Genomic DNA, 24068 nt, shown 5'->3' with positions numbered 1-24068 from the left:
AGCAGATACACTTCCCCCTGTGTTCAAGATATGCAACAGTGTATTTGGCAGAACCTATCCCAATGGCGGTTTTTGCCGGGCATGTTTGCAGCAGTTCGCCGCAGATTAAATAAAATAAGGCATATAAAACAGTTTATTGGGATAGGTTCAACAACCCCCGAACACGTCGTAGGTAAGATTAACAGAATATAACGAATTCCGATGAATCGTTAACAACTGGTCACCCGCCTCGTTCGCCTGGTTAGCACTCTGTACCCTACCCGCGCATTTGCGCAGTCGCTCACAGAGTTAGCGTCCGCACCATTTTTTGCGGGCAACCTGAGGAGAATTAAGGTATTTCAGTTGTTAGAGGTTTTTAAAATAAGGCGCTAAGGAGACAGTAAATGACTGATAAGAAAGCGACGCTAACCATTAATGATGGTGAAGCTCCAATCGAACTGGGCGTATTATCCCCGACACTGGGCCCCGATGTCCTCGATGTCCGCGCCCTGGGCTCCAAAGGTTATTTCACGTTTGATCCCGGCTTTACCTCTACCGCTTCCTGCGAATCCAAAATCACCTTTATCGACGGTGACAAAGGCGTGCTGCTGCACCGTGGCTTCCCGATTGAACAGCTGGCGAAAGAGTCTTCTTACCTGGAAGTGTGCTACATCCTGCTGTACGGCGAGACCCCAACCGCAGAAGAGTTCGAAACCTTCAAAACGACCGTCACCCGTCACACCATGATCCACGATCAGATCACCCATCTGTTCCGTGGCTTCCGCCGCGACTCGCACCCTATGGCGGTGCTGTGCGGCGTGACCGGTGCCCTGGCGGCGTTCTACCACGATGCGCTGGACGTCAACAACGAGCGTCACCGCGAGATCACCGCGTTCCGCCTGCTGTCCAAAATGCCTACCGTGGCGGCCATGTGTTACAAATATTCCCTGGGTCAGCCGTTCGTTTATCCACGTAACGACCTGTCCTACGCCGGTAACTTCCTGCACATGATGTTCGCGACCCCGTGTGAAGAATACGTGGTGAACCCAGTGCTGGAACGCGCAATGGATCGCATCCTGATCCTGCACGCAGACCACGAGCAGAACGCTTCCACCTCTACCGTACGTACCGCCGGTTCTTCAGGCGCTAACCCGTTTGCCTGTATCGCGGCCGGTATCGCCTCCCTGTGGGGCCCGGCACACGGCGGCGCCAACGAAGCCGCACTGAAAATGCTGGAAGAGATCAAGACCGTTGAGCACATCCCTGAGTTTATCAAACGCGCCAAGGACAAGAACGACTCCTTCCGTCTGATGGGCTTTGGCCACCGCGTGTACAAGAACTACGACCCACGCGCCACCGTGATGCGCGAAACCTGTCACGAAGTGCTGAAAGAGCTGAACAAGAAGGACGACAACCTGCTGGAAGTGGCGATGGAGCTGGAACACATCGCGCTGAACGACCCGTACTTCATCGAGAAGAAGCTGTACCCGAACGTCGACTTCTACTCAGGCATCATTCTGAAGGCAATGGGCATTCCTTCTTCCATGTTCACCGTAATCTTCGCCATCGCCCGTACCATCGGCTGGATTGCACACTGGAACGAAATGCACGACGAAGGCATCAAGATTGCCCGTCCGCGTCAGTTGTACACCGGCTATGCCGAACGCGATTTCAAATCTCAGGTGAAAAACAAATAACGCCGCTTTACCCTACATAAAGCCGCACAAGCCGCCCGATGGGCGGCTTTTTTTTGCTATTTCTGACAGCCGGGACACCAATAAAACGGCCGCGACGACAACGAAGTACGGACGATCATCGCGCCGCAACGTTCGCAGGGCTCACCGCTGCGGTGAAATACCTTGAAGCTGAATAACGCGCCGTGATGACGGTTCTCATTCACCTGCCCACGAGTCTGGTAAGACAGCCTCGGCACCGCCAGCAAAGCCTTTGCCAGCCGTTGCAAAGCCTCTGGCGACAGATCTTGCGGCTTATGCTGCGGTGCCAGTTCGGCCTGCCAGAGAATTTCTGCGCGCAGATAATTGCCCAGTCCGGCAAGAAACGCCTGATCGAGCAACATGCCGCCCAGTTGCCTGCGACGAAACCTCGGCGACAGCAGCCGCTGTTCTACCGCCGTTTCCGTCAGCGTCATATCCAGCACGTCGGGGCCGATGCGTTGCAAAAACGGATGCTGTTCAATTTCCTCGCGCGGCCCAAGGGTAATATCCGAAGCGCTGTACAACAGAATTGCCCGCTCCGCCGTTTCCAGCCGTACGCGCAGATCCCGTTTGGTTTTCGGCGTTTCCCCTGCGTTCACCACCTTCCACACGCCATACAATTGGTTATGGCTATAAAGCGTCAGCCCATTGGAAAAGTGAGTCAGCAACGCCTTGCCGCGCGGCTCGATAGCAATGATCCGCTCACCGATTAACCGGTCGCGATAGTGTTTAAGCTGGGGAAAGGCAAAACCGACGTCGGTCAGCGGCTGGTCGATCACCGCCGCCGCCAGTGCATCTGCCGCCCGGCGAATCTCCGGTCCTTCCGGCATAGAATCACTCCTGAGTAGCCCCCGACGCGACAAACCGCGCCGGGGAAAAACGGCGATTAATGCGTCGCGCCGCCGACGACCTTCAAATCGTGTTCAACCTGCAGCGCAATGGAGACGGCCAGTTCCAGCGCGAACAACACCGTGGTTGCCGCCATGCTGGGAGCGCCAGGATGTGCGGCAGCCTGCTCCGGCAGATAAGGGATATGAATGAACCCACCCTTGATCGCCTGCTGTTTGCTTAAACGGTGCAACAAGCCGTACATCACATGGTTGCAAACGTAGGTGCCGGCCGTTTGCGATACGGAAGCCGGGATGCCCGCTTCACGCATCGCTTCAACCATCGCCTTGACGGGCAAGGTGCTGAAATAGGCCGCAGGCCCGTTTTCAACGATAGGCTCGTCTATCGGCTGCTGCCCCTGATTATCCGGAATACGCGCATCGTCGATATTGATTGCCACGCGTTCCAGCGTAATGTCAGTCCGTCCACCGGCCTGGCCGATAGCTAACACCATCACTGGCTGTACGTTATCAATCGCCTCATTGAGCGCTTCCAGCGCCGCGCCGAATACGCAGGGCAGCTGGCGCGCAATAATGCGCGCGCCGGAAAGCTCCATATCATTGAGTTGCTTTACCACTTCCCACGAAGGATTAACGCGCTCGCCGCCAAAGGGCTCAAAGCCCGTGATCAACACCTTTTGCATGCGTTCTCCTTAAAGGAACATCAGGAAATAAAGCAGGAATACGTTCACCAACAGCAGCAGCACCCCGGTCGGCACCTGCGCCTTGATGACCGCATTCTTGTCCGGCAATTCCAGCAACGCCGCCGGTACAATATTAAAGTTAGCAGCCATTGGCGTCATCAGCGTGCCGCAATAGCCGGAAAACATGCCGATGGCCGCCATCACCGCCGGGTTACCGCCGTGTTGCAGCACCAGGATCGGGATGCCAATACCGGCAGTGACGATCGGGAAAGCGGCAAAGGCGTTACCCATCACCATGGTCAACAGCGCCATACCGATGGCATAAACCGCCACCGCAATAAAGCGGTTATCCACCGCCAGATACTCTTGAGTCAGATGAGAGATGGCCGTGCCGACGCCTGCGGCGGTAAACAGCAAGCCCAGCGTGGCGAGGATTTGCGGCAAAATAAACGCCCAACCGATGGAATCCAGCAGGCGGCGCGCTTCCTGAATCGGTTGCAGCGCTTTTTCATGGGTCATTTTCACCGCAATAACCAACCCCAGCAAACAACCGGCGGTCATTGAGAACAGGGTAATCAAGGTAGCGTGGTTGCCGCTGCCGAACACCGCAGTTTGCAGTGACGGAATATTGTTGAACAGCAGCACGCCAACCACCGTCACCACCGGGATGGCCAGCGCCGGAATAAACAGCCGGTTACCCAAGCGTTTCGCGCTCTCTTCGCGCTGCTGGGGAGTCCGTTGATGATAGCTACCCAGACGCACGCCACCAAAGCCGGCGATCAACGCCATGACCACTACCACCACGCCGACGATGATATGCAGCATGCGTTTTTCGTTACTGCCCTCTCCCAGCACGTCGCCCAACAGGCTATAGGTCCAGTCACCGACCAGGAACACCACGCCGTACAACGCCCAGAACAGGCCGGTGGTAATGCGCCGTGGGTTGGCGCGATCGCGGAACGACATCACGGCGACAATCAGCAGCACCACGCCGGCCAGCCAATAGAGATATTGTTGTTGGAAAGTCATTGGGCATCTCCTTTGGCCTGCAGCGCCGCCTGATTAAGCTGCGACAATTCAGCGCTGAGCTGCTTATCCATCCGGTAAAGCCGGAACGCATGGATCAGGAAGGCAAAGATCGCGGTGGGAATGCCCCACAAGGCGATATGCAGCGGCTCGGTCTGGATACCACCGGATTCCAGCATAAAGTTGTGCATGAAGATGATCGCACCGAAGGCCACAAAAATGTCTTCGCCAAAGAACAACCCGACGTTATCCGTCGCGGCAGACATGGCACGCAGGCGGTGGCGCGTACGCTCCGGCAGCTCGCCGTAACGGTTTTCCGCGGCCCCTTCCGCCATAGGTGCCAACAGCGGACGCACCATTTGCGGATGCCCACCCAGGCTGGTCAGCCCCATGGCGGCAGTAATTTCGCGCACGAACAGATAGACGATCAGCAAACGTCCAGCGGTGGCGCTTTTGATCTTGGCGATCCATGCCTGTGCACGCTCTTTCAAACCGTGGCGTTCCAGCAAACCGATCACCGCCAACGGCAGCAGCAGGATCAGCGGCAGGTTACGGGTATTCAAGAAGCCCTCACCCAGTTTTTCCAGGATCACATCCAGCGGCATCAGTGCCGCCAGCCCGGTGATAATGCCGGCGACAATCACCACCAGCACGGGGTTAAAGCGTAAAACAAACCCGACCACGATGGCGGCAATGCCAATCAGTGGCCAGAGGTTAACGGCCTGTTCCATAGTATTCCCTCGATAATTTCTAATATTTTTTAGTTTGTGATGTTGTGTGTACTGCTTACTACTCAGCGCTGACGCTAATGCCCTCCACGGCAAAACGTTGGCGCAGCGTGCGCGCGTATTCCAGCGCATGTTCACCGTCGCCATGCAGGCAGACGGTTTCGGCCCGAACGGCGGCCCAGGTGCCGTCCAGAGTGCGAACCCGATGGTGGCGTACCATTTCCAACGTTTGCGCCAGCGCCTGTTCGTCGCTGGTAATCAAAGCCCCTGGCTGACCCCGTGGTACCAGCGTGCCATCGGCCTGATAACCGCGATCGGCAAAGACCTCTTGTCGCGTCGCCAAACCTTGCTTTTCACCGGCGCGGATCAGTTCGCTGCCCGCCAGCCCCACCAGGCGCAAAGCCGGATCGACTGCTTTAACCGCGCGGGCAATGGCTTCCGCCAGCGCCGGCTCCACGGCCGCCTGGTTGTACAACATGCCGTGCGGCTTCACGTGCACCATTACCCCGCCTTCTGCACGGGCGATCGCCGCCAGCGCACCGAGTTGATACACCACCTGCGCATACACCGTTTCCGGCGGCAACTGCATGCGGGTACGACCAAAGTTCTCGCGATCGGGAAAACTCGGATGTGCGCCAATCGCCACGCCGTACTGCAGCGCCCAACGCACCGACTGGCGCATGGTTTGCGCATCCCCGGCGTGAAAACCGCAGGCGATATTGGCCGAGCTGACCAATTGCAGCAGCGCCCGATCGTTAGCGCAGCCTTCGCCAAGATCGGCATTCAAATCAACGTTCATCTAACCCCCAGGCAATCTGTTGGATAAAGTGCTCCTGTTCGGCCTTGGCGCGCTGCGCCTGGGCCAGGGTACAGGGAACAAAGTGGATAGCCTCTCCCAGACGGATCTGCGCCAAATGATAGAGATCGGCTTCGATCACGCAGGCAATACGCGGGTAACCACCGGTAGTTTGAGCATCGGCCATCAGCACGATCGGCTGACCGTTATGCGGCACCTGAACCACGCCCGGCAGCAGGCCATGCGACAACATCTCGCGTTCGGTGGTGCGGTTCAGCGCGCTGCTGCCGTGCAAACGGTAGCCCATGCGGTTGCTCTGCGGGCTCAGCTGCCAGGCAGTACGCCAGAAAGACTCTTTCGCCTCTTCGCTGAATTCGTCATATTCCGGCCCCGGCAAGGCCCGGATACGGTTGTTGAACAACAGTTGTTTCACGCCGGTGCTTTGCTTACGCAATTCGCGCCCCGCTCCCAACGGCAGGCAGTCGCCATCTCGCAGGTTACGTCCTTCCAGCCCGCCAAAAGCGGCTTTGTTGTCGGTGCTGCGTGAACCGAGTATTTCCGGCACGGCGATACCACCGTCTATCGCCAGATAACTGCGCATGCCGCGTTTTGGTATTTTCAGCATCAGATGCTGGCCCGCATTAACCGGATAACGCCAGCCGGTCCACAGCGGCTTACCGTCCAGTTGCGCATCGCAACCGGCGCCGGTCAGCGCGATCCAGCCCGATCGGGTAAATTCAGCGCTAAATTGCCCCAGGGTGATTTCCAGCCCGGCGGCATTGGCATCGTTACCCACCAGCAGGTTGGCGATCCTCAGCGCTGGTTCGTCGAGCGCACCGCCCTGGCTGACGCCCAGACGACGGAAACCGTTACGGCCCAAATCCTGCACCGTGGTGTAAATGCCCGCACGCAGGATCTTCAGCATACGCCCTCCTTCTGTGGAACAAACCGCACGCTGTCGCCGGGGCGCAGCAGGGTGGGCGGCATTTCATAGGGATTAAACAGCGCCAGAGGTGTACGGCCGATCAACTGCCAGCCGCCGGGGGTCACCAGCGGATAAATACCGGTCTGACTGCCACCGATACCCACGGAGCCGGCGGCCACCGACAGGCGCGGTTCGGCACGGCGCGGCGTCGCCAACTTGTCCGGCATGCCGCCCATGTAGGAGAAACCAGGTTGAAAACCAAGGAAATAGACCACGTAATCCGCGGAGGAATGGCACTCCACCACCTGCTGCGGGGTCATGCCGGTGTGGCGCGCTACCTCATCCAGATCGGGCCCATCCTGTCCGCCATAGATCACCGGAATATCCACCTGACGCGATTCCGGCACCAGGATCTGCTCGCTGTCCCAACCTTGTTGCAACAGCGTCAACATCATTTCGGCATTGGCCTGCGGCGTCTTCAGCAGCAGCGTAAGGTTGTTCATGCCGGGCACCACTTCGCGCACGTCGGGATGATGATTCAGCTTTTCGGCCAGCGCCCAAATCCGCTGCTGGCTTGGCAGCGTCACCGGCGGCGACAGTTCAAGCACTACCGCGCGTTCACCTAACAGGTAACATCGTGCTCGTTGCACCCTTTTCTCCTTATTATTATCGCGATGAAAACACATCAGTTATGCGCGACAGCGCTCCGGCTGTCAATAGAACAACCTTCGAGAAAATAAGGGATTAGGCTATTAAAAGGATTCAGCCTCGGTATAAACCGGGCTGGATCCTGGCAGGGAAATCAGGCGGGATTCGGGATATCGATAAAGGTCACATCAAAACCATGCTGCTGGGCCAGCCATTCACCCAACGCCTTGACGCCGCCGCGCTCAGTGGCGTGATGGCCGGCGGCAAAAAAGTGAATGCCCATTTCACGCGCGCTGTGGATGGTTTGCTCGGAAACCTCTCCGGTAATGAAGGCATCGACGCCAAATCGCGCCGCGCTGTCGATAAAGCCCTGACCGCCACCGGTGCACCAGGCCACACGGCGGATATGCGCCGGAGCGTTATCACCACAGTGCAGTACGGCCCGCCCAAGGCGGCTCTCGATTCGCTGCTGCAATTGTGCGCCGGTCAGCGGCTGCTCGAATTCGCCGTGCGGCACCAGCGGCTCCACTTCGCCAATCACCCGGATGCCCAGTTGATGCGCCAGCTGAGCGTTGTTGCCCAACACCGGATGCGCGTCCAGCGGCAGGTGATAAGCGAACAGGTTGATATCATTGCTCAACAGCGTTTTCAGCCGATTACGCTTCATGCCACGTACCGAGGGCGCCTCGTTTTTCCAGAAATAGCCGTGATGCACCACCACGGCGTCGGCCTGATGTTCCACTGCCGCATCCAGCAGCGCCTGACAGGCGGTAACGCCGGTAACGATACGCTGCACATGAGGCCGCCCTTCCACCTGCAAACCATTGGGGCCGTAATCCTGAAACGCGTCGGTATTCAGTTCGGTGTTGATCAACTTTTCAAGATCGAGGTTACGCATAAAAATTCTCTCTTCAATTCAAAATGTCTGCCGGTCGCCCTGCTCCATCAGGATGAACTTCACGCCCAGATCGTTGCCCTGATCCAACTGCTGTTTGATGGTCGCGCGTACGTCTTCTCCCTGCTTCAGGCTGGGTTTGATATGGCTGATGACCACCGGGAAATCCTTCAGCGAGCCTTCTCCCCCGCTGTACTGGGTCAAGTTTTTCAACTCCTTCAACAGCCACGCTGGCGTCAGGTGCCCGTAGAGGTTTTTATCTTCAACTTCGTTGGGATAGGAGCTTTCGATGATCATCCCCTTGAGCTTTTTCTGCTCGATGAGCGGCCCCAACACGCGCCAGACGCTGTCGAGATTACGTGATTGCTCAAGCGTATCCGAGCCGGTATCGCCGAAATAGGCGAAAGAGCCGCTGCGATCGGAGATCAGCAACATCGAAGAAGGATAACGATCGTGGCTGAGCGGATACATTACGCCGCTCAACCCCGTCACGCCCAGCGTCACGCGCTGCTGAGGTCGCACCGTTTGCAGCCGGTAGGTTCCCAACCGCGATCCGTTGCCGGAATCGGTGAAATTGGGCCAGGCCTTCCAGTTAAAGTAATGATTGCGCAGGGTCAGAATGGTATCGGCCTGGGCATAGATATTCTTCTTGCTGTCCTCCGGCGAACCTATAATCAACCCCGCCACATGGTCCAGATGACCATGGCTGATAAAGTAAGCGCCAATCAGTTGGCGGAATACATAACCCTGCGGAGTATAAGGAGCCGCCAGTTCAGGCGTCACCTGCGGGAAACTGCCTTTTTCCAGCCCTTTGGCGATACCCGGTAACAACGAGCCGGCATCCAGCGCCAGATACTGCGGCTGGTTGTCGCTGCGGATCAGATAAGAGGTCAGATTGCCGTCGCTGACGCCGCCATCCACGCCCAGCGCCACCACGTCAAAACCGGCCAGCGCCAGGGCTGAATAGCCGCTCAGGCACAGGGCCAGCACCTTTTTCATCATTATTTCGCTCCTTGCTGTTGCCTTAGTATTCCCCGCGCTTCGCCGCCTCAAAGGCCGCCAGCGTTTCCAGCCGCGCCTGCTTGTGGTCGACAATCGGCAGCGGATAATCCAGCACGCGCTGCTGTTGTTCTGCCCAGCGATGGGGTTGATGGATAGCATTGTCCGGTACATCCGCCAGCTCGGGCAACCATTTACGGATAAAAGTGCCTTGCGGATCAAAACGTTCGCCCTGAGTGGTCGGGTTAAATATGCGGAAATACGGCGCGGCGTCGGTACCGGTGGAGGCCGCCCACTGCCAACCGCCGTTGTTGGCCGCTAGATCGCCGTCCAGCAGTTGCGACATGAAATAGCGCTCACCTTCGCGCCAGTCGATCAGTAAGTCTTTCACCAGAAAACTGGCGCTGATCATGCGTAACCGGTTATGCATCCAGCCGGTTTTATTCAACTGGCGCATAGCGGCATCAACGATCGGGTAGCCTGTGGCGCCCTGCTGCCAGGCCAGCAGCAGCTCGCGGTCGTTCCGCCAGCGTACCTTATCCGTCCAATCGATAAAGGGACGGTGCTTGCATAACGCAGGATAGGCCACCATCAAATGCCGATAAAACTCGCGCCAGATCAGTTCATTCAGCCAGCCAAAAGCGCCGCCGTCGGGATTTTCCAGCACCTGTGGGCATTCAGCGCGCAGGCGGTTAAAGCATTGGCGCGGTGACAACGCTCCTATCGCCAAATAGGGTGACAGGCTGCTGGTACCGTCAATGGCTGGCAGATCGCGCTGCTTAAGATAGTCTTGCACCTGCTCCCGGCAAAAAGTACGTAATCGCTGCAAAGCCGCCTCTTCCCCGCTTGGAAAATCCCCTGTCGGCTCTGCTGGTGGATAATCGAACGTCTCGGGTGCGGCAGGGGTGGGCAGTACGCCACCGGTTCGCGGTTTCGGTGCGGGAACAGAGCGGATGTCGGATTCGGTCAGACGCTGGATAAAGGCTTTACGGAATGGCGTATAGACTTTATACATTTCGCCGCCGCCGGTTCGCACGCTTCCCGGCGGCAGCAGCAGGCTGTCGTCAAAACTCTGGCAAACCACCTGCCCGGCTAAACGCTGTTCCAGCCGTTGGTCACGCTGGCGTTCGTTGATTTCGTACTGGCGATTGTAAAACAGCGTATCCACCCGTTCCTGTGCGCAGTACGCCACCAGCCAATCCACTGAAGCTGAGAAGTCGTCGCATTGGTGATAGTTAAGGGGAATGCCGCGCTCGGCCAGGGCCTGCTGCACCTGCAGCAAACCCTCATGGATAAACGCCGCCTGACGCGGCGCCATTTCGTGCTGCCGCCATTGTTGCGGCGTGGCGATAAATACCGCCAGAACCCGAGCTTCGGGATCGCTACAGGCGGCGTGCAGGGCTTTGTTGTCGGTGATACGCAAATCGTTACGCAACCAGACCAGATGCGTGGTCATAAAACTCCTTGTCAATCAGTGGCCATAACGCAGGCGCAGCGCCTCGGGATAGGGCTCGAAATAGCGTTGGTCGGCCAGATAACGATCGGGGTATTCGGCCATGTAATGTTTAAGCAGGGTTATCGGTGCCAACAACGGCTGCACGCCCTGCCGATAACGATCGATCAACTGCGCCAGTTCCTGACGCTGTGCAGAACTCAGGTGATTGCGGAAATACCCCTGCACGTGCATCAATACGTTAGTGTGGTTACGGCGAGTGGCCTTGTGCGCCAGCAGTTTCATCAGGCGGCTGCGGTATTCGAGGGTGAAGGCTTCCAGCGAATCCCATTTGTCGATGCCTGCCACAAAACGCCCCAGTTCCCGGTATTCCGGCTGCGAATGCGCCAACAGCGACAGCTTGTAGCGACTGTGAAAGGCGATCAGTGCGCCGCGACTCAAGCCTTTACGCCACAGCATGTTCAACTCATACAGCGCATAAACGCGTTCGACAAAGTTTTCCCGCAGCGTTGCGTCGTTCAGCCGCCCGTCCTCTTCCACCGGCAGCCAAGGCATTTGCCGCAGCAGCTCGGCGGTGAACAGCCCGACGCCGCTTTTACGCGCGCCGCCACCGTTCTCATCATACAGACGGACCCGCTCCATGCCGCAGCTTGGCGAATTGGCGCAAACAATGTAACCGCACAGGTGCTGCAAAGCAGCAATACGCTGCTCGGAAAACTGCTGCATCCGCTCGGTTACGTCGATGCTGTCGTCATTGCTGTGGCGCAACACCACGTGATGTTGTTTTTTGATCAACCGCAGCGCCGGGCGCGGGGTCGGCAAGCCGATAGCCATTTCCGGACAAATCGGCTCAAAACGCACAAAGGGCGCCAGTTGTTCTACCGCAAAGGCCAGGCGTTTATGACCACCATCAAAACGTACCGTCTCGCCAAGCAGGCAAGCGCTGATACCGACCGGAATTTTGTCACTCATTGATAGGCTCCCGCAGCGTTGGATGTGACTAAAAGTGTAGAATAATTCGCGCCATGAGACGAACGCTATCGACACCATGCCCGAACCGCAGCCATAAAAAAACCCCCGCTGGAAAGCGAGGGTTTGCGTTGGGGTAGCGTGCGATCAGTAGAAATCGCAGGACACCAGTTCCGCCTGTTGCAGCCAGACCGGCTTATCGCTGGTTTTTGACCAGACGCGGTGCAAATAGCTGTAAAAACGGGCGCGGTCGCTGCGGAACAGCATTACCGGTAAAGCCAACACACCTGCCAGGATCACTGCGCTGCGGCGCAGGAGAATCCGATGCAATGAATAAGCGTGATAAGTAGACATGCGAACCTCCTCAAAAACGCCTGGCCGTTGATTTGCTGCGAAACAGCGCTGGCGTAAACAATAGAAACAAGACCATTTGGTAACTGGACAAAATTTTAGCGCAATTGATGAAAGTTTACTACTCATCCGACCACTAAATTGCACAAAAAAATCGCAAATAATTCGCCAAATCCGTAATTTTGTTACATCAAGGTTAATAATTAACTAACCATTGGTTACATTGTGGTTATTTACAGCCTGTTTACGAAAACCTTCATCATCACGCCTAGGAATATGAGCCCAATCGCGCTACGCCCCCTAAAATCGAGGCTAAAAAGCCATTTTCTGCTGTAATTTCAGCCATTTTTATACTTTTTTTACACCGGCCAACGCTATTTTTTCATCTTCTTTCTACCGCCCTCCCTACACTCGCTCTATCAAAAACTACACCTCTGGAGGTGTCCTGTGAGTATCAGCGTTATTGGTGGTGCGCTGTTGGTTCTGCTGCTGTTGGTTCTGCTGCTGTTGGGCTATCTGGTTTATGCCCTGTTCAACGCGGAGGATTTCTGATGGCAGCTTCAGCCTTTTTATTGATTGCCAGCTTCCTGCTGGTGCTTCTGCTGCTGGCGCGACCGCTGGGCGGTTTCCTGGCACGCCTGATTGAAGGAGAGCCGCTGCCCGCGCTGCGTAGGTTGGAAGCCGGCATTTGGCGCTGCTGTGGCACAACCCCTGCCGAAATGAACTGGTGGCAATACGCACTGGCGATCCTGTGGTTTAACCTGCTTGGTCTGGTGCTGCTGTTCGCGTTGCTGATGGCGCAAGGCTCACTGCCGCTTAACCCGCAGGGCTTCCATGGTCTGTCCTGGGATCTGGCGTTCAATACCGCGGTCAGCTTTGTCACCAACACCAACTGGCAAGCCTACAGCGGTGAAAGCACTCTCAGCTATCTCAGCCAAATGGCCGGGCTGGCGGTGCAGAACTTCTTGTCCGCCGCGACCGGCATCGCCGTGGCCTTTGCATTGATCCGCGCCTTCACCCGCCGTTCCAGCGCCACTATCGGCAACGCCTGGATCGACATGTTCCGCGTGACGCTGTATGTGCTGCTGCCGATTTCGCTGTTGATCGCTTTATTCTTCGTTAGCCAGGGCACGTTGCAAAACTTCCTGCCCTACCTGCACATCAACACGCTGGAAGGCGCGCAGCAGACGCTACCGATGGGGCCAGTGGCCTCTCAGGAAGCGATCAAAATGCTCGGCACCAACGGCGGCGGTTTCTTCGGTGCCAACTCGGCTCACCCGTTCGAAAACCCGACCGTGCTGACCAACTTTGTGCAAATGCTGGCGATCTTCCTGATCCCCTGCGCATTGTGCTTTGCCTTCGGTCAGGCTGCCGGTGAAAACCGCCAGGGTCACGCGCTGATCTGGGCGATGGCGCTGATCTTCGTGGTTGCCGTGGTGGTGGTGATGTTCGCCGAACTGGCGGGCAACCCTCATCTGGGCGAACTGGGCAGTGCCAGCAACATCAATATGGAAGGCAAGGAATCGCGCTTTGGCATTCTCGCCACCAGCCTGTTCTCGGTGGTGACCACCGCGGCCTCCTGCGGTGCAGTCAATGCGATGCATGACTCCTTCACCGCGCTGGGCGGCATGGTGCCGATGTGGCTGATGCAGATTGGCGAAGTGGTGTTTGGCGGTGTGGGCTCGGGCCTGTACGGCATGCTGCTGTTCGTCCTGCTGACGGTGTTCATTGCCGGGCTGATGATCGGGCGCACACCGGAATACCTGGGCAAAAAGATCGACGTCTACGACATGAAAATGACCGCTCTGGCGATCCTGGTCACGCCGACGCTGGTGCTGTTGGGCACGGCGCTGGCCATCGCCACCGACGCCGGTCGCGCAGGCATCCTTAACCCGGGCGCGCACGGCTTTAGCGAAGTGCTGTATGCGCTGTCTTCCGCCGCCAACAACAACGGCAGCGCCTTTGCCGGCCTGAGCGTCAATACGCCGTTCTACAACCTGCTGCTGGCCTTCGCCATGTTCGTCGGCCGCTTTGGCGTGATCCTGCCGGTGCTGGCCATTGCCGGTTCGCTGTGTGCGAAGAAACGTCAGCCTGCGGGCAACGGGACTCTGCCAACCTACGGACCGCTGTTTATCGGTCTGCTGATCGGCACCGTGCTGCTGGTGGGCGCATTGACCTTTGTACCGGCGCTGGCGCTGGGACCGGTGGCCGAACATTTGCAACTTTGGCTGGCCAAATAACAGAGCTCATAGAGAGAGATTAAGAGATGACTCGCAAACAACGTGCGCTGTTTGAACCGGCACTGGTCCGTACCGCGCTGATCGATGCGCTGAAAAAACTCGATCCGCGAACCCAATGGCGTAACCCGGTAATGTTCGTGGTGTATATCGGCAGCATCCTGACCACGGCCATCTGGCTGGCGATCCTGGCCGGACAGACCGACGGCAGCGCGGCTTTCACCGGCAGTATCGCGCTGTGGTTGTGGTTCACCGTGCTGTTCGCCAACTTTGCCGAAGCGCTGGCCGAAGGGCGCAGCAAAGCCCAGGCGGAAAGCCTGAGGGGCACCAAGAAAACCAGTTGGGCGAAAAAATTGGCCGGGCCGCGCCGTGATGGCGCCACCGAAAAAGTGTCCGCCGAAAGCCTGCGCAAGGGTGACATCGTACTGGTGGAAGCCGGCGATACCATCCCCTGCGACGGCGAAGTGCTGGAAGGTGGAGCCTCCGTGGACGAAAGCGCCATTACCGGCGAATCCGCACCGGTGATCCGCGAATCCGGCGGTGACTTCTCGTCGGTAACCGGCGGTACCCGCGTGCTGTCCGACTGGCTGGTGGTACAGTGCAGCGTCAACCCGGGCGAAACCTTCCTCGACAGGATGATCGCCATGGTAGAAGGCGCCAAGCGGCGTAAAACCCCGAACGAAGTGGCGTTGACCATTCTGCTGGTTGCACTGACCATCGTGTTCGTGCTGGCGACCGCGACGCTGTTTCCGTTCTCGCAGTACAGCGTGGACGCCGCCAACGGCGGTTCGGTAGTCACCATCACCGTGCTGGTGGCGCTGCTGGTCTGCCTGATCCCTACCACCATCGGCGGGTTGCTGTCCGCCATTGGCGTGGCCGGGATGAGCCGAATGCTGGGGGCCAACGTGATCGCCACCAGCGGGCGCGCGGTAGAAGCCGCCGGTGACGTTGATGTACTGCTGCTGGATAAAACCGGCACCATCACGCTGGGTAACCGTCAGGCCTCCGAGTTCTTGCCTGCGCCGGGCGTGAAGGAACAAGATCTGGCCGACGCGGCCCAGCTGTCATCCCTGGCGGACGAAACGCCGGAAGGCCGCAGCATCGTGGTGCTGGCGAAGCAACGCTTCAACCTGCGTGAACGTGACCTGCAGGCGCTGAACGCCACCTTCGTGCCCTTCTCCGCCCAAACGCGCATGAGCGGCGTCAATGTGCAGGACCGCATGATCCGCAAAGGGGCGGTGGACGCCATCCGTCGCCACGTGGAGTCCAATCAGGGCCACTTCCCGCAGGCAGTGGACGATTTGGTTGCCAGCGTGGCACGCACCGGCGGTACACCGCTGGTGGTAGCAGAAGGCCCGCGCGTATTGGGCGTGGTAGCGCTGAAGGATATCGTCAAAGGCGGCATTAAAGAGCGTTTCGCCGAGCTGCGTAAAATGGGCATCAAAACGGTGATGATCACCGGTGATAACCCACTGACCGCCGCGGCGATCGCCGCCGAAGCCGGGGTAGACGACTTCCTGTCGGAAGCGACGCCGGAAGCCAAGCTGGCGTTGATTCGCCAATATCAGGCGGAAGGCCGTTTGGTAGCGATGACCGGTGACGGCACCAACGACGCTCCAGCGCTGGCGCAGGCTGACGTGGCGGTGGCGATGAACTCGGGCACTCAGGCCGCCAAAGAGGCGGGCAACATGGTCGATCTGGACTCTAACCCGACCAAGTTGATTGAAGTTGTGCACATCGGCAAACAAATGCTGATGACGCGCGGTTCACTGACCACCTTCAGTATCGCCAACGACGTGGCCAAGTATTTCGCCATTATCCCGGCGGCGTTTGCGGCAACCTATCCGCAGCTTAACGCCCTGAACGTGATGCATTTGCACTCCCCAGCCTCCGCCATCATGTCGGCGGTTATCTTCAACGCCCTGGTGATCGTATTCCTGATCCCGCTGGCGCTGAAAGGGGTGAGCTATAAACCGATGAGCGCCGCTGCGCTGTTGCGACGCAACCTGTGGCTCTATGGTGTGGGCGGTCTGTTGGTGCCTTTTGTCGGCATCAAGCTGATCGACCTGATCCTGGTCGCCTTGCACATCGCCGGCTAATCATTGAGAGGAAATGAAAATGTCTTATTTACGCCCTTCGTTGGTGATGTTGATCCTGCTGACGTTGATTACCGGTATCGCTTATCCGCTACTGACGACCGGACTTTCGCAGCTGCTGTTTTCCGGCGCGGCCAACGGCTCGCTGCTGTATCAGGGCGATAAGGTGGTCGGCTCCGCGTTAATCGGCCAAAACTTTACCAAACCCGAGTATTTCTGGGGCCGCCCTTCTGCCACCGGCGATTCGGCCTATAATGCGATGGCGTCTGCCGGCAGCAACCTGGCCGCCACCAACCCGGCGCTGGATAAAGCCATCGCCGAGCGTGCCGCGCAGTTGCGTCTGGCCAACCCGGCAATGAAAGGCCCGATCCCGGTCGATCTGCTGACCGCCTCGGGGAGCGGACTGGATCCGCAGATTTCCCTCGCGGCAGCGCAATATCAACTGGCCCGAGTTGCCGCCGCGCGTCAGCTGTCGCCGGAGCAAATCGCCAAGCTGATTGATCAAAGCACCGATCAGGCCACCCCCAACTTTATGGGCGAGGCGGTGGTAAACGTGCTGAAATTGAACCTGGCGCTCGACGCATTGAAATAATGCCCCGCGAGTTAAAGGATAAGTATCGGGTTCGGCGTGCCGAACCCGCTTTACGTTGCTGCAAAAGGAACTCCGATGGTGGATGAGGAACAACAGCGCCCTGACCCTGACAGCCTGCTGGCGCTGGCCAACGAGAAGCCCCGCGGCCGGTTGAAAGTTTTCTTCGGCGCCTGCGCCGGGGTGGGCAAAACCTACGCCATGCTGCAGGAAGCCCAGCGATTGCGCAGCCAGGGGCTGGACGTGCTGGTCGGCGTGGTGGAAACCCACGGCCGCAGCGAAACCGCAGCCCTGCTGAACGGGTTGGATCTGCTGGCGCAAAAACGCATCCAGCATCGCGGACGCTTAGTACAAGAGTTTGACCTCGATGCCGCGCTGGCACGCCATCCTGCACTGATCCTGATGGATGAGCTGGCGCACAGTAACGCCTACGGTTCGCGCCATCCCAAACGCTGGCAGGATGTGGAAGAGCTGTTGGACGCCGGCATTGACGTGCTGACCACCGTCAATGTTCAACATCTGGAAAGCCTGAACGACGTAGTTGGCGGCGTGACCGGTGTGCGTGTGCGCGAAACGGTGCCCGATCACGTGTTCGACGAAGCCACCGAGGTGGTGCTGGTCGACCTGCCGCCAGACGATCTGCGTCAGCGATTAAATGAAGGCAAGGTGTACATTCCCGGCCAGGCCGAGCGCGCCATCGAGCACTTTTTCCGCAAGGGCAATCTGATCGCGCTGCGTGAACTGGCGCTGCGTCGCACCGCCGACCGGGTCGATGACCAGATGCGCGCCTTCCGCGATACTCAGGGCCGTGAACGCGTATGGCATACCCGCGACAGCATTCTGCTGTGCGTCGGTCATAACAGCGGCAATGAGAAGCTGGTGCGTATCGCGGCGCGACTGGCGGCCCGATTGGGTTGCCACTGGCACGCGGTGTATGTAGAAACACCGAAACTGCACCGCTTGCCGGAGAATCAACGCCGGGCGATCCTGCGGGCGCTGCGGCTAGCGCAGGAACTGGGCGCCGAAACCGCTACCCTGTCTGAACCTTATGAAGAACGCGCGGTATTACGCTACGCCCGCGAACATAATCTGGGCAAAATCATTATCGGTCGTCGCAGCGAGCAACGCTGGAAACTGCGTGGCAGCTTTGCCGATCGCCTCGGCCGCCTGGGGCCCGATCTCGATCTGGTGATCGTCGCGCTGGAAAACGACACCCCTGCGCCGCAGGGGAAAGAGCATGACGGGCGCAATTTCACCGAGAAGTGGCGCATGCAATTACGCGGCTGCGCCGTGGCCGTCGCACTCTGCGCCCTGATCACCCTGCTCTCCCAGTGGCTGTTGCCGGGCTTTGACCAGGCCAACCTGGTGATGGTGTATCTGCTCGGCGTAGCGATCGTGGCGCTGTTCTTCGGCCGTTGGCCTTCGGTACTGGCCGCGGTGATTAACGTCGCCAGCTTTGATCTGTTTTTCGTCCAACCTGAATGGTCGTTTGCCGTCAGCGATATGCAGTATCTGCTGACCTTCGGCGTCATGCTGATCGTCGGTATCACCATCGGTAACCTGACCGCCGGGGTACGTTACCAGGCCCGAGTCGCCCGCTATCGCGAGCAGAGGGCTCGCCATCTGTATGAAATCTCCCGCGGACTGAGCCAGGCACTGACCACCGAAGACATCGCCAAAACCAGCCGCCACTTCCTCACCAGCAGCTTTCAGGCCAAAACCGTGCTGTTGCTGCCGCAGGAAGACGGCAAGCTGCAGCAAATGGTCGGGGAAACGGGTGGATTGCTGTCGGTGGATGAAGCCATCGCCCGTTGGAGTTTCGACAAGGGCATGCCGGCCGGCGCCGGTACCGACACCTTGCCGGGCGTACCTTACCAACTGCTGCCGCTCACCACGTCGAAGCAAACCTTCGGCCTGTTGGCCATCGAACCCAGCAACCTGCGCCAACTGATGGTGCCGGAACAGCAGCGGCTGTTGCAGACCTTTGCGGTACTGATTGCCAGCGCGCTGGAGCGATTGCATCTGGCACGCAGCGCCGAAGAAGCCAAACTGGACGCCGAGCGGGAACAACTGCGCAACTCGCTGCTGGCGGCGCTGTCCCACGATTTACGCACGCCGCTGACGGTGCTGTTCGGCCAGGCGGAAATTCTGACGCTCGATTTGGCGGCGGAAGGCTCCAACCATGCCCCGCAGGCCAGTCAGATCCGCCAGCAGGTGCTGAGCACTACCCGTCTGGTGAACAACCTGCTGGATATGGCACGCATTCAATCCGGCGGCTTTAACCTGCGTAAAGAGTGGCAGTCGCTGGAGGAGATCGTCGGCGCTTCGCTGCACATGCTGGAACCGCTGATGACCCAGCACCAAATCAAGGTTGAGCTGCCGCCGGAGCTGATATTGGTCAACTGCGACGGCAGCCTGCTGGAGCGAGTTTTCACTAACCTGTTGGAAAATGCCAATAAATACGCCGGTATCGATGCTACTATCGGCATTCGCGCCCATACGTTGCCCGACTGGCTGGAAGTCGAAGTCTGGGACGATGGCCCGGGCATTCCGGAAGGGAAGAAGCAGCTTATTTTCGATAAGTTTTCCCGCGGCAATAAAGAATCGGCCATTCCCGGCGTCGGTTTGGGGTTAGCGATTTGCCGTGCCATTATTGAAGTGCACGGTGGCCGCATTTGGGCGGAAAACGGCGCTAACGGCGGTGCCAGCTTCCGCTTTGTGCTGCCGCTGGAAAAACCGCCGGAAATAGACAGTGAATCCTTTGATCTCTAACCAAACTCTGGGAGCCTTGTGAGCAGCACGCCAACCAATATTCTGATTGTCGAAGATGAAAAAGAGATCCGGCGTTTCGTCCGCACCGCCCTTGAGAGCGAGGGCCTGCGAGTGTTTGAAAGTGAAACGCTGCAACGCGGGCTGATTGAAGCCGGCACGCGCAAACCGGATCTGATTATTCTCGATTTAGGGTTGCCGGACGGTGACGGGCTTAACTATATCCGCGATTTGCGCCAATGGAGCGCCATTCCGGTGATTGTGCTGTCGGCGCGCAATGCCGAAGAAGACAAGATTGCCGCGCTGGACGCCGGGGCTGACGACTATCTCAGCAAGCCGTTTGGCATCGGCGAACTGCTGGCCCGCGTGCGGGTCGCCTTGCGCCGCCACTCAGGCAGCCTGCAGGAAAGTCCGTTGGTCAGCTTTTCTGAAATCACCGTCGATCTGATCAACCGCCGGGTATTGCGCCAGGGTGAAGACTTGCATCTGACACCGATAGAGTTTCGCCTGCTGGCCGAACTGCTGGCCAATTCCGGTAAGGTGATCACCCAGCGCCAGCTATTGAGCCATGTCTGGGGGCCGAATTACGTAGAACACAGCCACTATCTGCGTATTTATATGGGACATCTGCGGCAAAAGCTGGAGGCCGATCCGGCCCGGCCAAAACACTTGCTGACCGAAACCGGCGTCGGTTACCGCTTTATGCCTTGAGGTTAACGGGCGCAGCATGCGGTTAAGCTGATGCAATATTCGATTAAACGGGTGCAGCATGCGGCACCCCTACACGTTTTGGCCTTTCTTCAGCCCCACCATAAATTCCTTGAACGCCTCGCGCAGCGGGACAAACACCGGGTGCTTGCGGTTTTCGATCATCACTTCAGAGAACAGCTTCAAGCCGACGGCGAAGGCCGCGCTGTTATTCTCGCCAAAATTCAGATCTTCGCGCGCGTTGATACGCTCAACGATACCAAGAATATCGTCGTGGTTTTCCACCTCAAAACTCAGCGGCGTTTTATCGACGGGCTCGCCTTGGCGATCGCTCAGGGCTTCGACGGTAATGCGAAAACGGTGGCCGGGCATCAGTCGCTCTCCTTATCTGTCTCTGTCGGGGCAATGTTCATTTCACTTTCGATTGCCGCCACCGCGGTGAGCAGCGCTGCATTGATGCGTTCTACCTGCTGTGGCGAAAGATCGGCGCGCATCACATTGCCGCGTAACAAACTGCGCAGGCGATTCATGGCGTCGGAGATGCCTTCCGCCAGATTGCCATGATGATGGTGGCCGCGACCGGCACCCGCCAAACGCGCCAGGATCACATCGACGACGGCCTGATGTTTTTGCAATTCTTCCTGGCCCAGCTCGGTGATCTGATAGCTTTTACGGCCGTTGCCGCTGGTGATCGGCTCGAGGAAATCCTGCTCCTCCAGCAACGTCAGGGTCGGATAAATCACCCCAGGGCTTGGCACATAGAGACCGGAAGACGCCTCGTCGATCGCCTTGATCAGTTCGTAACCGTGGCTCGGTTTGCGCGCCACCAGCGCCAGCAGCACCAGCCGCAGATCGCCGTGTTCAAACATGCGGTGACGGCCACCGCGACCGCCGCGCCCTCCCCGACCATGATCTTCACCATGATCGCCGCCAAAATGATGGCGACCGCCACGACGGCGATGGTGATGTTCATGCCCTTCTTCGCTGTCATGGCGGCAACCGTGACGACGGTGTAAATCTAAACGGTGAAACATAGGGTAGCCCTCTCAATGGATAATCAGTTGCCGAGGTAATTTAGATATATCTAAATCACTTCGATATATCTAATCTAGATCGATATATCTAAATGCGCAAGAGGGGAAAAGTGAAAAAGATATATCTAAATCGCAGGCATAAAAAAAGCGCTGTAAAAACAGCGCTTTTTTATCACGGGGAAGCAGCGTTACTTGGCAGAAGCCAGCACTTCGCTGACGATTTCCACCGCTTCATGCTCGATCTTTTCACGGTGCTCAGCGCCGAGGAAGCTCTCACAATAAATCTTGTAGGCTTCTTCGGTACCAGAAGGACGTGCCGCGAACCAGCCGTTGTCGGTCATCACTTTCAGGCCGCCAATCGATGCGCCGTTACCCGGTGCCGCCGTCAAACGTGCGGTAATAGGATCACCCGCCAGGGTATCGGCCTTGACCATTTCCGGTGACAGCTTGGACAACGCCGCTTTTTGGGCGGAAGTTGCCGGTGCCTGAATACGGTTGTAGCTTGGCGCGCCAAAGCGTTTAGCCAGATCGTCATAGTGGTGCTGTGGATTTTCGCCGGTCACTGCGGTGATTTCCGCAGCCAACAGGCACATGATGATACCGTCTTTATCAGTAGACCACGGAGTGGCGTTGAAACGCAGGAACGAGGCCCCTGCGCTCTCTTCGCCACCAAAACCCAGGCTACCGTCATACAAACCATCAACGAACCATTTGAAGCCCACCGGCACTTCCACCAGCTTGCGGCCCAAATCAGCCACCACGCGGTCAATCATCGCGCTGGAAACCAGCGTTTTCCCCACCGCCACGTCAGCACTCCACCGTGGGCGATGCTGGAACAGGTAGTTGATGGCCACGGCCAGATAATGGTTTGGGTTCATCAGCCCCGCCGGCGTCACAATGCCGTGGCGGTCGTAATCCGGATCGTTGGCAAAGGCCAGGTCGAACTTGTCGCGCAGCGCCAGCAGGCCGCCCATCGCCGGGACTGAGGAGCAGTCCATGCGGATCACGCCGTCGTGATCGAGGTGCATAAAGCGGAAGGTCTGATCGATAGCATCGTTCACCAGCGTCAGATCCAGCTTGTAATGCTCGGCAATACGCTGCCAGTAAGCAATGCCGGAGCCGCCGAGCGGATCAACGCCCAGCTTCAGGCCGGCACGCTGGATCGCAGGCATATCAACCACGTCCACCAGCCCTTCAACATACGGCTGCACCAGGTCTTGTGCATGCACACGGCCGCTGGCCCAGGCCTTATCCAGCGATTGACGCTGAACGCCTTTCAACTGCAGAGACAGCAGTTCATTAGCGCGCTTTTCAATCACCGAGGTCAGGTTAGTGTCTGCCGGGCCGCCGTTGGTCGGGTTATATTTGATGCCGCCATCTTCAGGGGGATTGTGGGACGGGGTGATCACGATGCCGTCGGCCAATGCCCCACCGTTACGGTTATGGCACAGGATGGCATGGGAGACCGCAGGCGTTGGCGTGAAGCCGTTATTTTCCTGCACGATCACATCAACGCCGTTGGCGCTCAATACTTCCAGCACCGAAATGAAAGCCGGTTCCGACAGCGCGTGGGTATCTTTCCCCACGTAGCATGGGCCGGTCACCCCTTGCTGGTGACGCACTTCGGCAATCGCCTGGGCGATAGCGAGAATGTGGGCTTCATTAAAGCTGTGGCGCAGCGCGCTGCCGCGATGGCCTGAGGTTCCGAACTTGACCGCGTGTGCGGCGTTGCCCGCTTCCGGTTGCAGTACGTAGTACTGCGACGTCAGCTGGGCTACGTTGATCAAATCGCTTTGCTGAGCCGGCTGCCCGGCACGTGGGTTATTCGCCATCGACATATCTCCCTAATCCCTGTCCTGCGGCCTGGCAATATGTCGCTCACGGCCACCATGACGGGCTGTTCGCTAAATTAGATAGTGCCGCAAACTTTTTCAGTCAGTTCCGTCGGGAACTGCATAGCCTGCATGATGTGTTCAACCATGCTGCGTTTGCGACCGGTATTGGTATTGGTGATCACCCAGTAAGGCGTGCCCGGAACGTGCTTTGGCTTGGTGTGCGTTCCATTCGCCAACAGGGTTTGCTGATCGCCGGCAAAATAGGTACGGGTACGGCCATGCAACGCATCGGTGGCGCTGGCAAAGCCGGCCGCATCGAGGGTATACAGGGTGGAAAGCACCAGCATAAAACGGTTTACCGCTTTGTTCTGCTCGGCGTACTCATCCGACAGCAACAGCTCACGCACGGCACGCACGCGATCGCGAGGGCGCGATACAGCAACGATTTTTTCCTGTTCGGCGGTCTGTGCGCTGGCGGCCGGCGCTGCACGTAGCGGCTGGCCGGCGGTAAATTTCAACATACGGCGCAAAATATCGGACGCGCTCTCACCAATATGTTGCGTGTGGCTGGCAATATAACGGTAGAGCTCTTCGTCGACTTCAATAGTTTTCATCTTTATCCAGTACTGTTTTTTTCTACTTAGAACCTGAAGCCAGATCCGGCATTCAAGCCATGGGATTATAAGGTTAAAAGCGCAGGAGCGAACATAACAATGTGCCCCAATACGGCAAAAGCAGACTAATACCTATAGCCCGCCGGACACCGACGCTGCCAAACCTGCACC

At 58.0% G+C, this 24068-nt stretch carries 23 protein-coding genes; 7 read left to right on the top strand and 16 right to left on the bottom strand.

The features are described 5' to 3' along the window. Positions 1 to 383: 383 nt before the first annotated feature. Entirely contained in the window at positions 384 to 1676 is a 1293-nt protein-coding gene (locus LQ945_RS19575; RefSeq protein WP_020825670.1) for a citrate synthase, read from the top strand. 56 nt (positions 1677 to 1732) lie between these two features. Here LQ945_RS19575 and nei read toward each other — a convergent pair whose 3' ends face one another. The 12 genes from nei to LQ945_RS19515 form a co-directional block, all read right to left on the bottom strand. Next, positions 1733 to 2524 carry an endonuclease VIII gene (gene nei, locus LQ945_RS19570; protein WP_262240364.1) on the bottom strand — a complete coding sequence of 264 codons (792 nt, stop codon included), beginning with the start codon at positions 2522 to 2524 and terminating at the stop codon, positions 1733 to 1735. A gap of 56 nt (positions 2525 to 2580) precedes the next feature. Next, complete coding sequence (gene pcp / locus LQ945_RS19565) at positions 2581 to 3225, bottom strand: pyroglutamyl-peptidase I (RefSeq protein ID WP_270101516.1); 645 nt, start codon at positions 3223 to 3225, stop codon at positions 2581 to 2583. A gap of 9 nt (positions 3226 to 3234) precedes the next feature. Further along, positions 3235 to 4254: a DUF979 domain-containing protein gene (locus LQ945_RS19560; protein ID WP_044548911.1), complete on the bottom strand. Its 1020-nt coding sequence runs from the start codon at positions 4252 to 4254 to the stop codon at positions 3235 to 3237. Further along, positions 4251 to 4982, bottom strand: coding sequence for a DUF969 domain-containing protein (locus tag LQ945_RS19555; protein ID WP_044548910.1), 732 nt, complete (start codon positions 4980 to 4982; stop codon positions 4251 to 4253). Before LQ945_RS19555 ends, LQ945_RS19560 begins: the two co-directional genes overlap by 4 nt. Before the next feature lie 58 nt (positions 4983 to 5040). Then, on the bottom strand, positions 5041 to 5778 hold the full coding sequence (pxpA, locus tag LQ945_RS19550) for a 5-oxoprolinase subunit PxpA (RefSeq protein WP_270101515.1): 738 nt from the start codon (positions 5776 to 5778) through the stop codon (positions 5041 to 5043). Continuing rightward, positions 5768 to 6700 carry a 5-oxoprolinase subunit PxpC gene (gene pxpC / locus LQ945_RS19545; protein ID WP_270101514.1) on the bottom strand — a complete coding sequence of 311 codons (933 nt, stop codon included), beginning with the start codon at positions 6698 to 6700 and terminating at the stop codon, positions 5768 to 5770. The genes pxpA and pxpC overlap by 11 nt, the downstream gene beginning before the upstream one ends. Continuing rightward, entirely contained in the window at positions 6694 to 7350 is a 657-nt protein-coding gene (gene pxpB, locus LQ945_RS19540) for a 5-oxoprolinase subunit PxpB (protein WP_269934391.1), read from the bottom strand. The genes pxpC and pxpB overlap by 7 nt, the downstream gene beginning before the upstream one ends. Positions 7351 to 7502: 152 nt before the next feature. Then, entirely contained in the window at positions 7503 to 8246 is a 744-nt protein-coding gene (locus LQ945_RS19535) for a type 2 GTP cyclohydrolase I (protein WP_262240369.1), read from the bottom strand. Between the two features lie 18 nt (positions 8247 to 8264). Beyond that, the gene (locus LQ945_RS19530; protein WP_270101513.1) at positions 8265 to 9245 is read right to left on the bottom strand and encodes an MBL fold metallo-hydrolase; all 981 of its coding nucleotides are present in this window, start codon (positions 9243 to 9245) and stop codon (positions 8265 to 8267) included. Between the two features lie 22 nt (positions 9246 to 9267). Then, a complete protein-coding gene (gene phrB, locus LQ945_RS19525; protein WP_270101512.1) occupies positions 9268 to 10698 on the bottom strand; it encodes a deoxyribodipyrimidine photo-lyase in 1431 nt (476 codons plus the stop codon). A gap of 15 nt (positions 10699 to 10713) precedes the next feature. Further along, positions 10714 to 11667, bottom strand: a complete 954-nt coding sequence (locus LQ945_RS19520) for a YbgA family protein (RefSeq protein WP_270101511.1) — start codon at positions 11665 to 11667, stop codon at positions 10714 to 10716. Positions 11668 to 11811: 144 nt separating this feature from the next. Then, positions 11812 to 12018, bottom strand: coding sequence for a YbfA family protein (locus LQ945_RS19515; RefSeq protein ID WP_182823489.1), 207 nt, complete (start codon positions 12016 to 12018; stop codon positions 11812 to 11814). 444 nt (positions 12019 to 12462) lie between these two features. On the opposite strand from LQ945_RS19515, the gene kdpF reads away from it, so the two are divergent. The 6 genes from kdpF to kdpE all read left to right on the top strand — a co-directional run bounded on the left by kdpF (position 12463) and on the right by kdpE (position 20417). Next, a complete protein-coding gene (kdpF, locus tag LQ945_RS19510; RefSeq protein ID WP_270101510.1) occupies positions 12463 to 12567 on the top strand; it encodes a K(+)-transporting ATPase subunit F in 105 nt (34 codons plus the stop codon). After that, positions 12567 to 14255, top strand: a complete 1689-nt coding sequence (gene kdpA / locus LQ945_RS19505; RefSeq protein ID WP_270101509.1) for a potassium-transporting ATPase subunit KdpA — start codon at positions 12567 to 12569, stop codon at positions 14253 to 14255. Before kdpF ends, kdpA begins: the two co-directional genes overlap by 1 nt. A 26-nt stretch (positions 14256 to 14281) precedes the next feature. Further along, complete coding sequence (gene kdpB, locus LQ945_RS19500) at positions 14282 to 16351, top strand: potassium-transporting ATPase subunit KdpB (RefSeq protein WP_269934397.1); 2070 nt, start codon at positions 14282 to 14284, stop codon at positions 16349 to 16351. A gap of 19 nt (positions 16352 to 16370) precedes the next feature. Beyond that, positions 16371 to 16940 carry a potassium-transporting ATPase subunit KdpC gene (gene kdpC / locus LQ945_RS19495; protein ID WP_270101508.1) on the top strand — a complete coding sequence of 190 codons (570 nt, stop codon included), beginning with the start codon at positions 16371 to 16373 and terminating at the stop codon, positions 16938 to 16940. Positions 16941 to 17015: 75 nt separating this feature from the next. After that, a complete protein-coding gene (gene kdpD, locus LQ945_RS19490) occupies positions 17016 to 19709 on the top strand; it encodes a two-component system sensor histidine kinase KdpD (protein WP_270101507.1) in 2694 nt (897 codons plus the stop codon). An 18-nt stretch (positions 19710 to 19727) separates the two neighbouring features. After that, complete coding sequence (kdpE, locus tag LQ945_RS19485; protein ID WP_020825653.1) at positions 19728 to 20417, top strand: two-component system response regulator KdpE; 690 nt, start codon at positions 19728 to 19730, stop codon at positions 20415 to 20417. Positions 20418 to 20486: 69 nt separating this feature from the next. Here the strand turns inward: kdpE and LQ945_RS19480 are convergent, their stop codons facing one another. The 4 genes from LQ945_RS19480 to seqA form a co-directional block, all read right to left on the bottom strand. After that, positions 20487 to 20786 (bottom strand): DUF3861 domain-containing protein, encoded by a 300-nt coding sequence (locus tag LQ945_RS19480; RefSeq protein ID WP_270101506.1) that lies wholly within the window; start codon positions 20784 to 20786, stop codon positions 20487 to 20489. Next, entirely contained in the window at positions 20786 to 21448 is a 663-nt protein-coding gene (locus LQ945_RS19475; protein WP_270101505.1) for a PadR family transcriptional regulator, read from the bottom strand. The genes LQ945_RS19480 and LQ945_RS19475 overlap by 1 nt, the downstream gene beginning before the upstream one ends. A gap of 188 nt (positions 21449 to 21636) precedes the next feature. Continuing rightward, positions 21637 to 23280, bottom strand: a complete 1644-nt coding sequence (pgm, locus tag LQ945_RS19470; protein WP_270101504.1) for a phosphoglucomutase (alpha-D-glucose-1,6-bisphosphate-dependent) — start codon at positions 23278 to 23280, stop codon at positions 21637 to 21639. A gap of 77 nt (positions 23281 to 23357) precedes the next feature. Further along, complete coding sequence (gene seqA, locus LQ945_RS19465) at positions 23358 to 23897, bottom strand: replication initiation negative regulator SeqA (RefSeq protein WP_044548891.1); 540 nt, start codon at positions 23895 to 23897, stop codon at positions 23358 to 23360. Positions 23898 to 24068: the final 171 nt, after the last annotated feature.

Origin of the sequence: Serratia liquefaciens, assembly GCF_027594825.1 — a bacterium.
GTDB lineage: Bacteria > Pseudomonadota > Gammaproteobacteria > Enterobacterales > Enterobacteriaceae > Serratia > Serratia liquefaciens_A.
The sequence above is the reverse complement of the archived record's forward strand: the minus strand, read 5'-3'. Positions and strand labels throughout refer to the sequence as shown.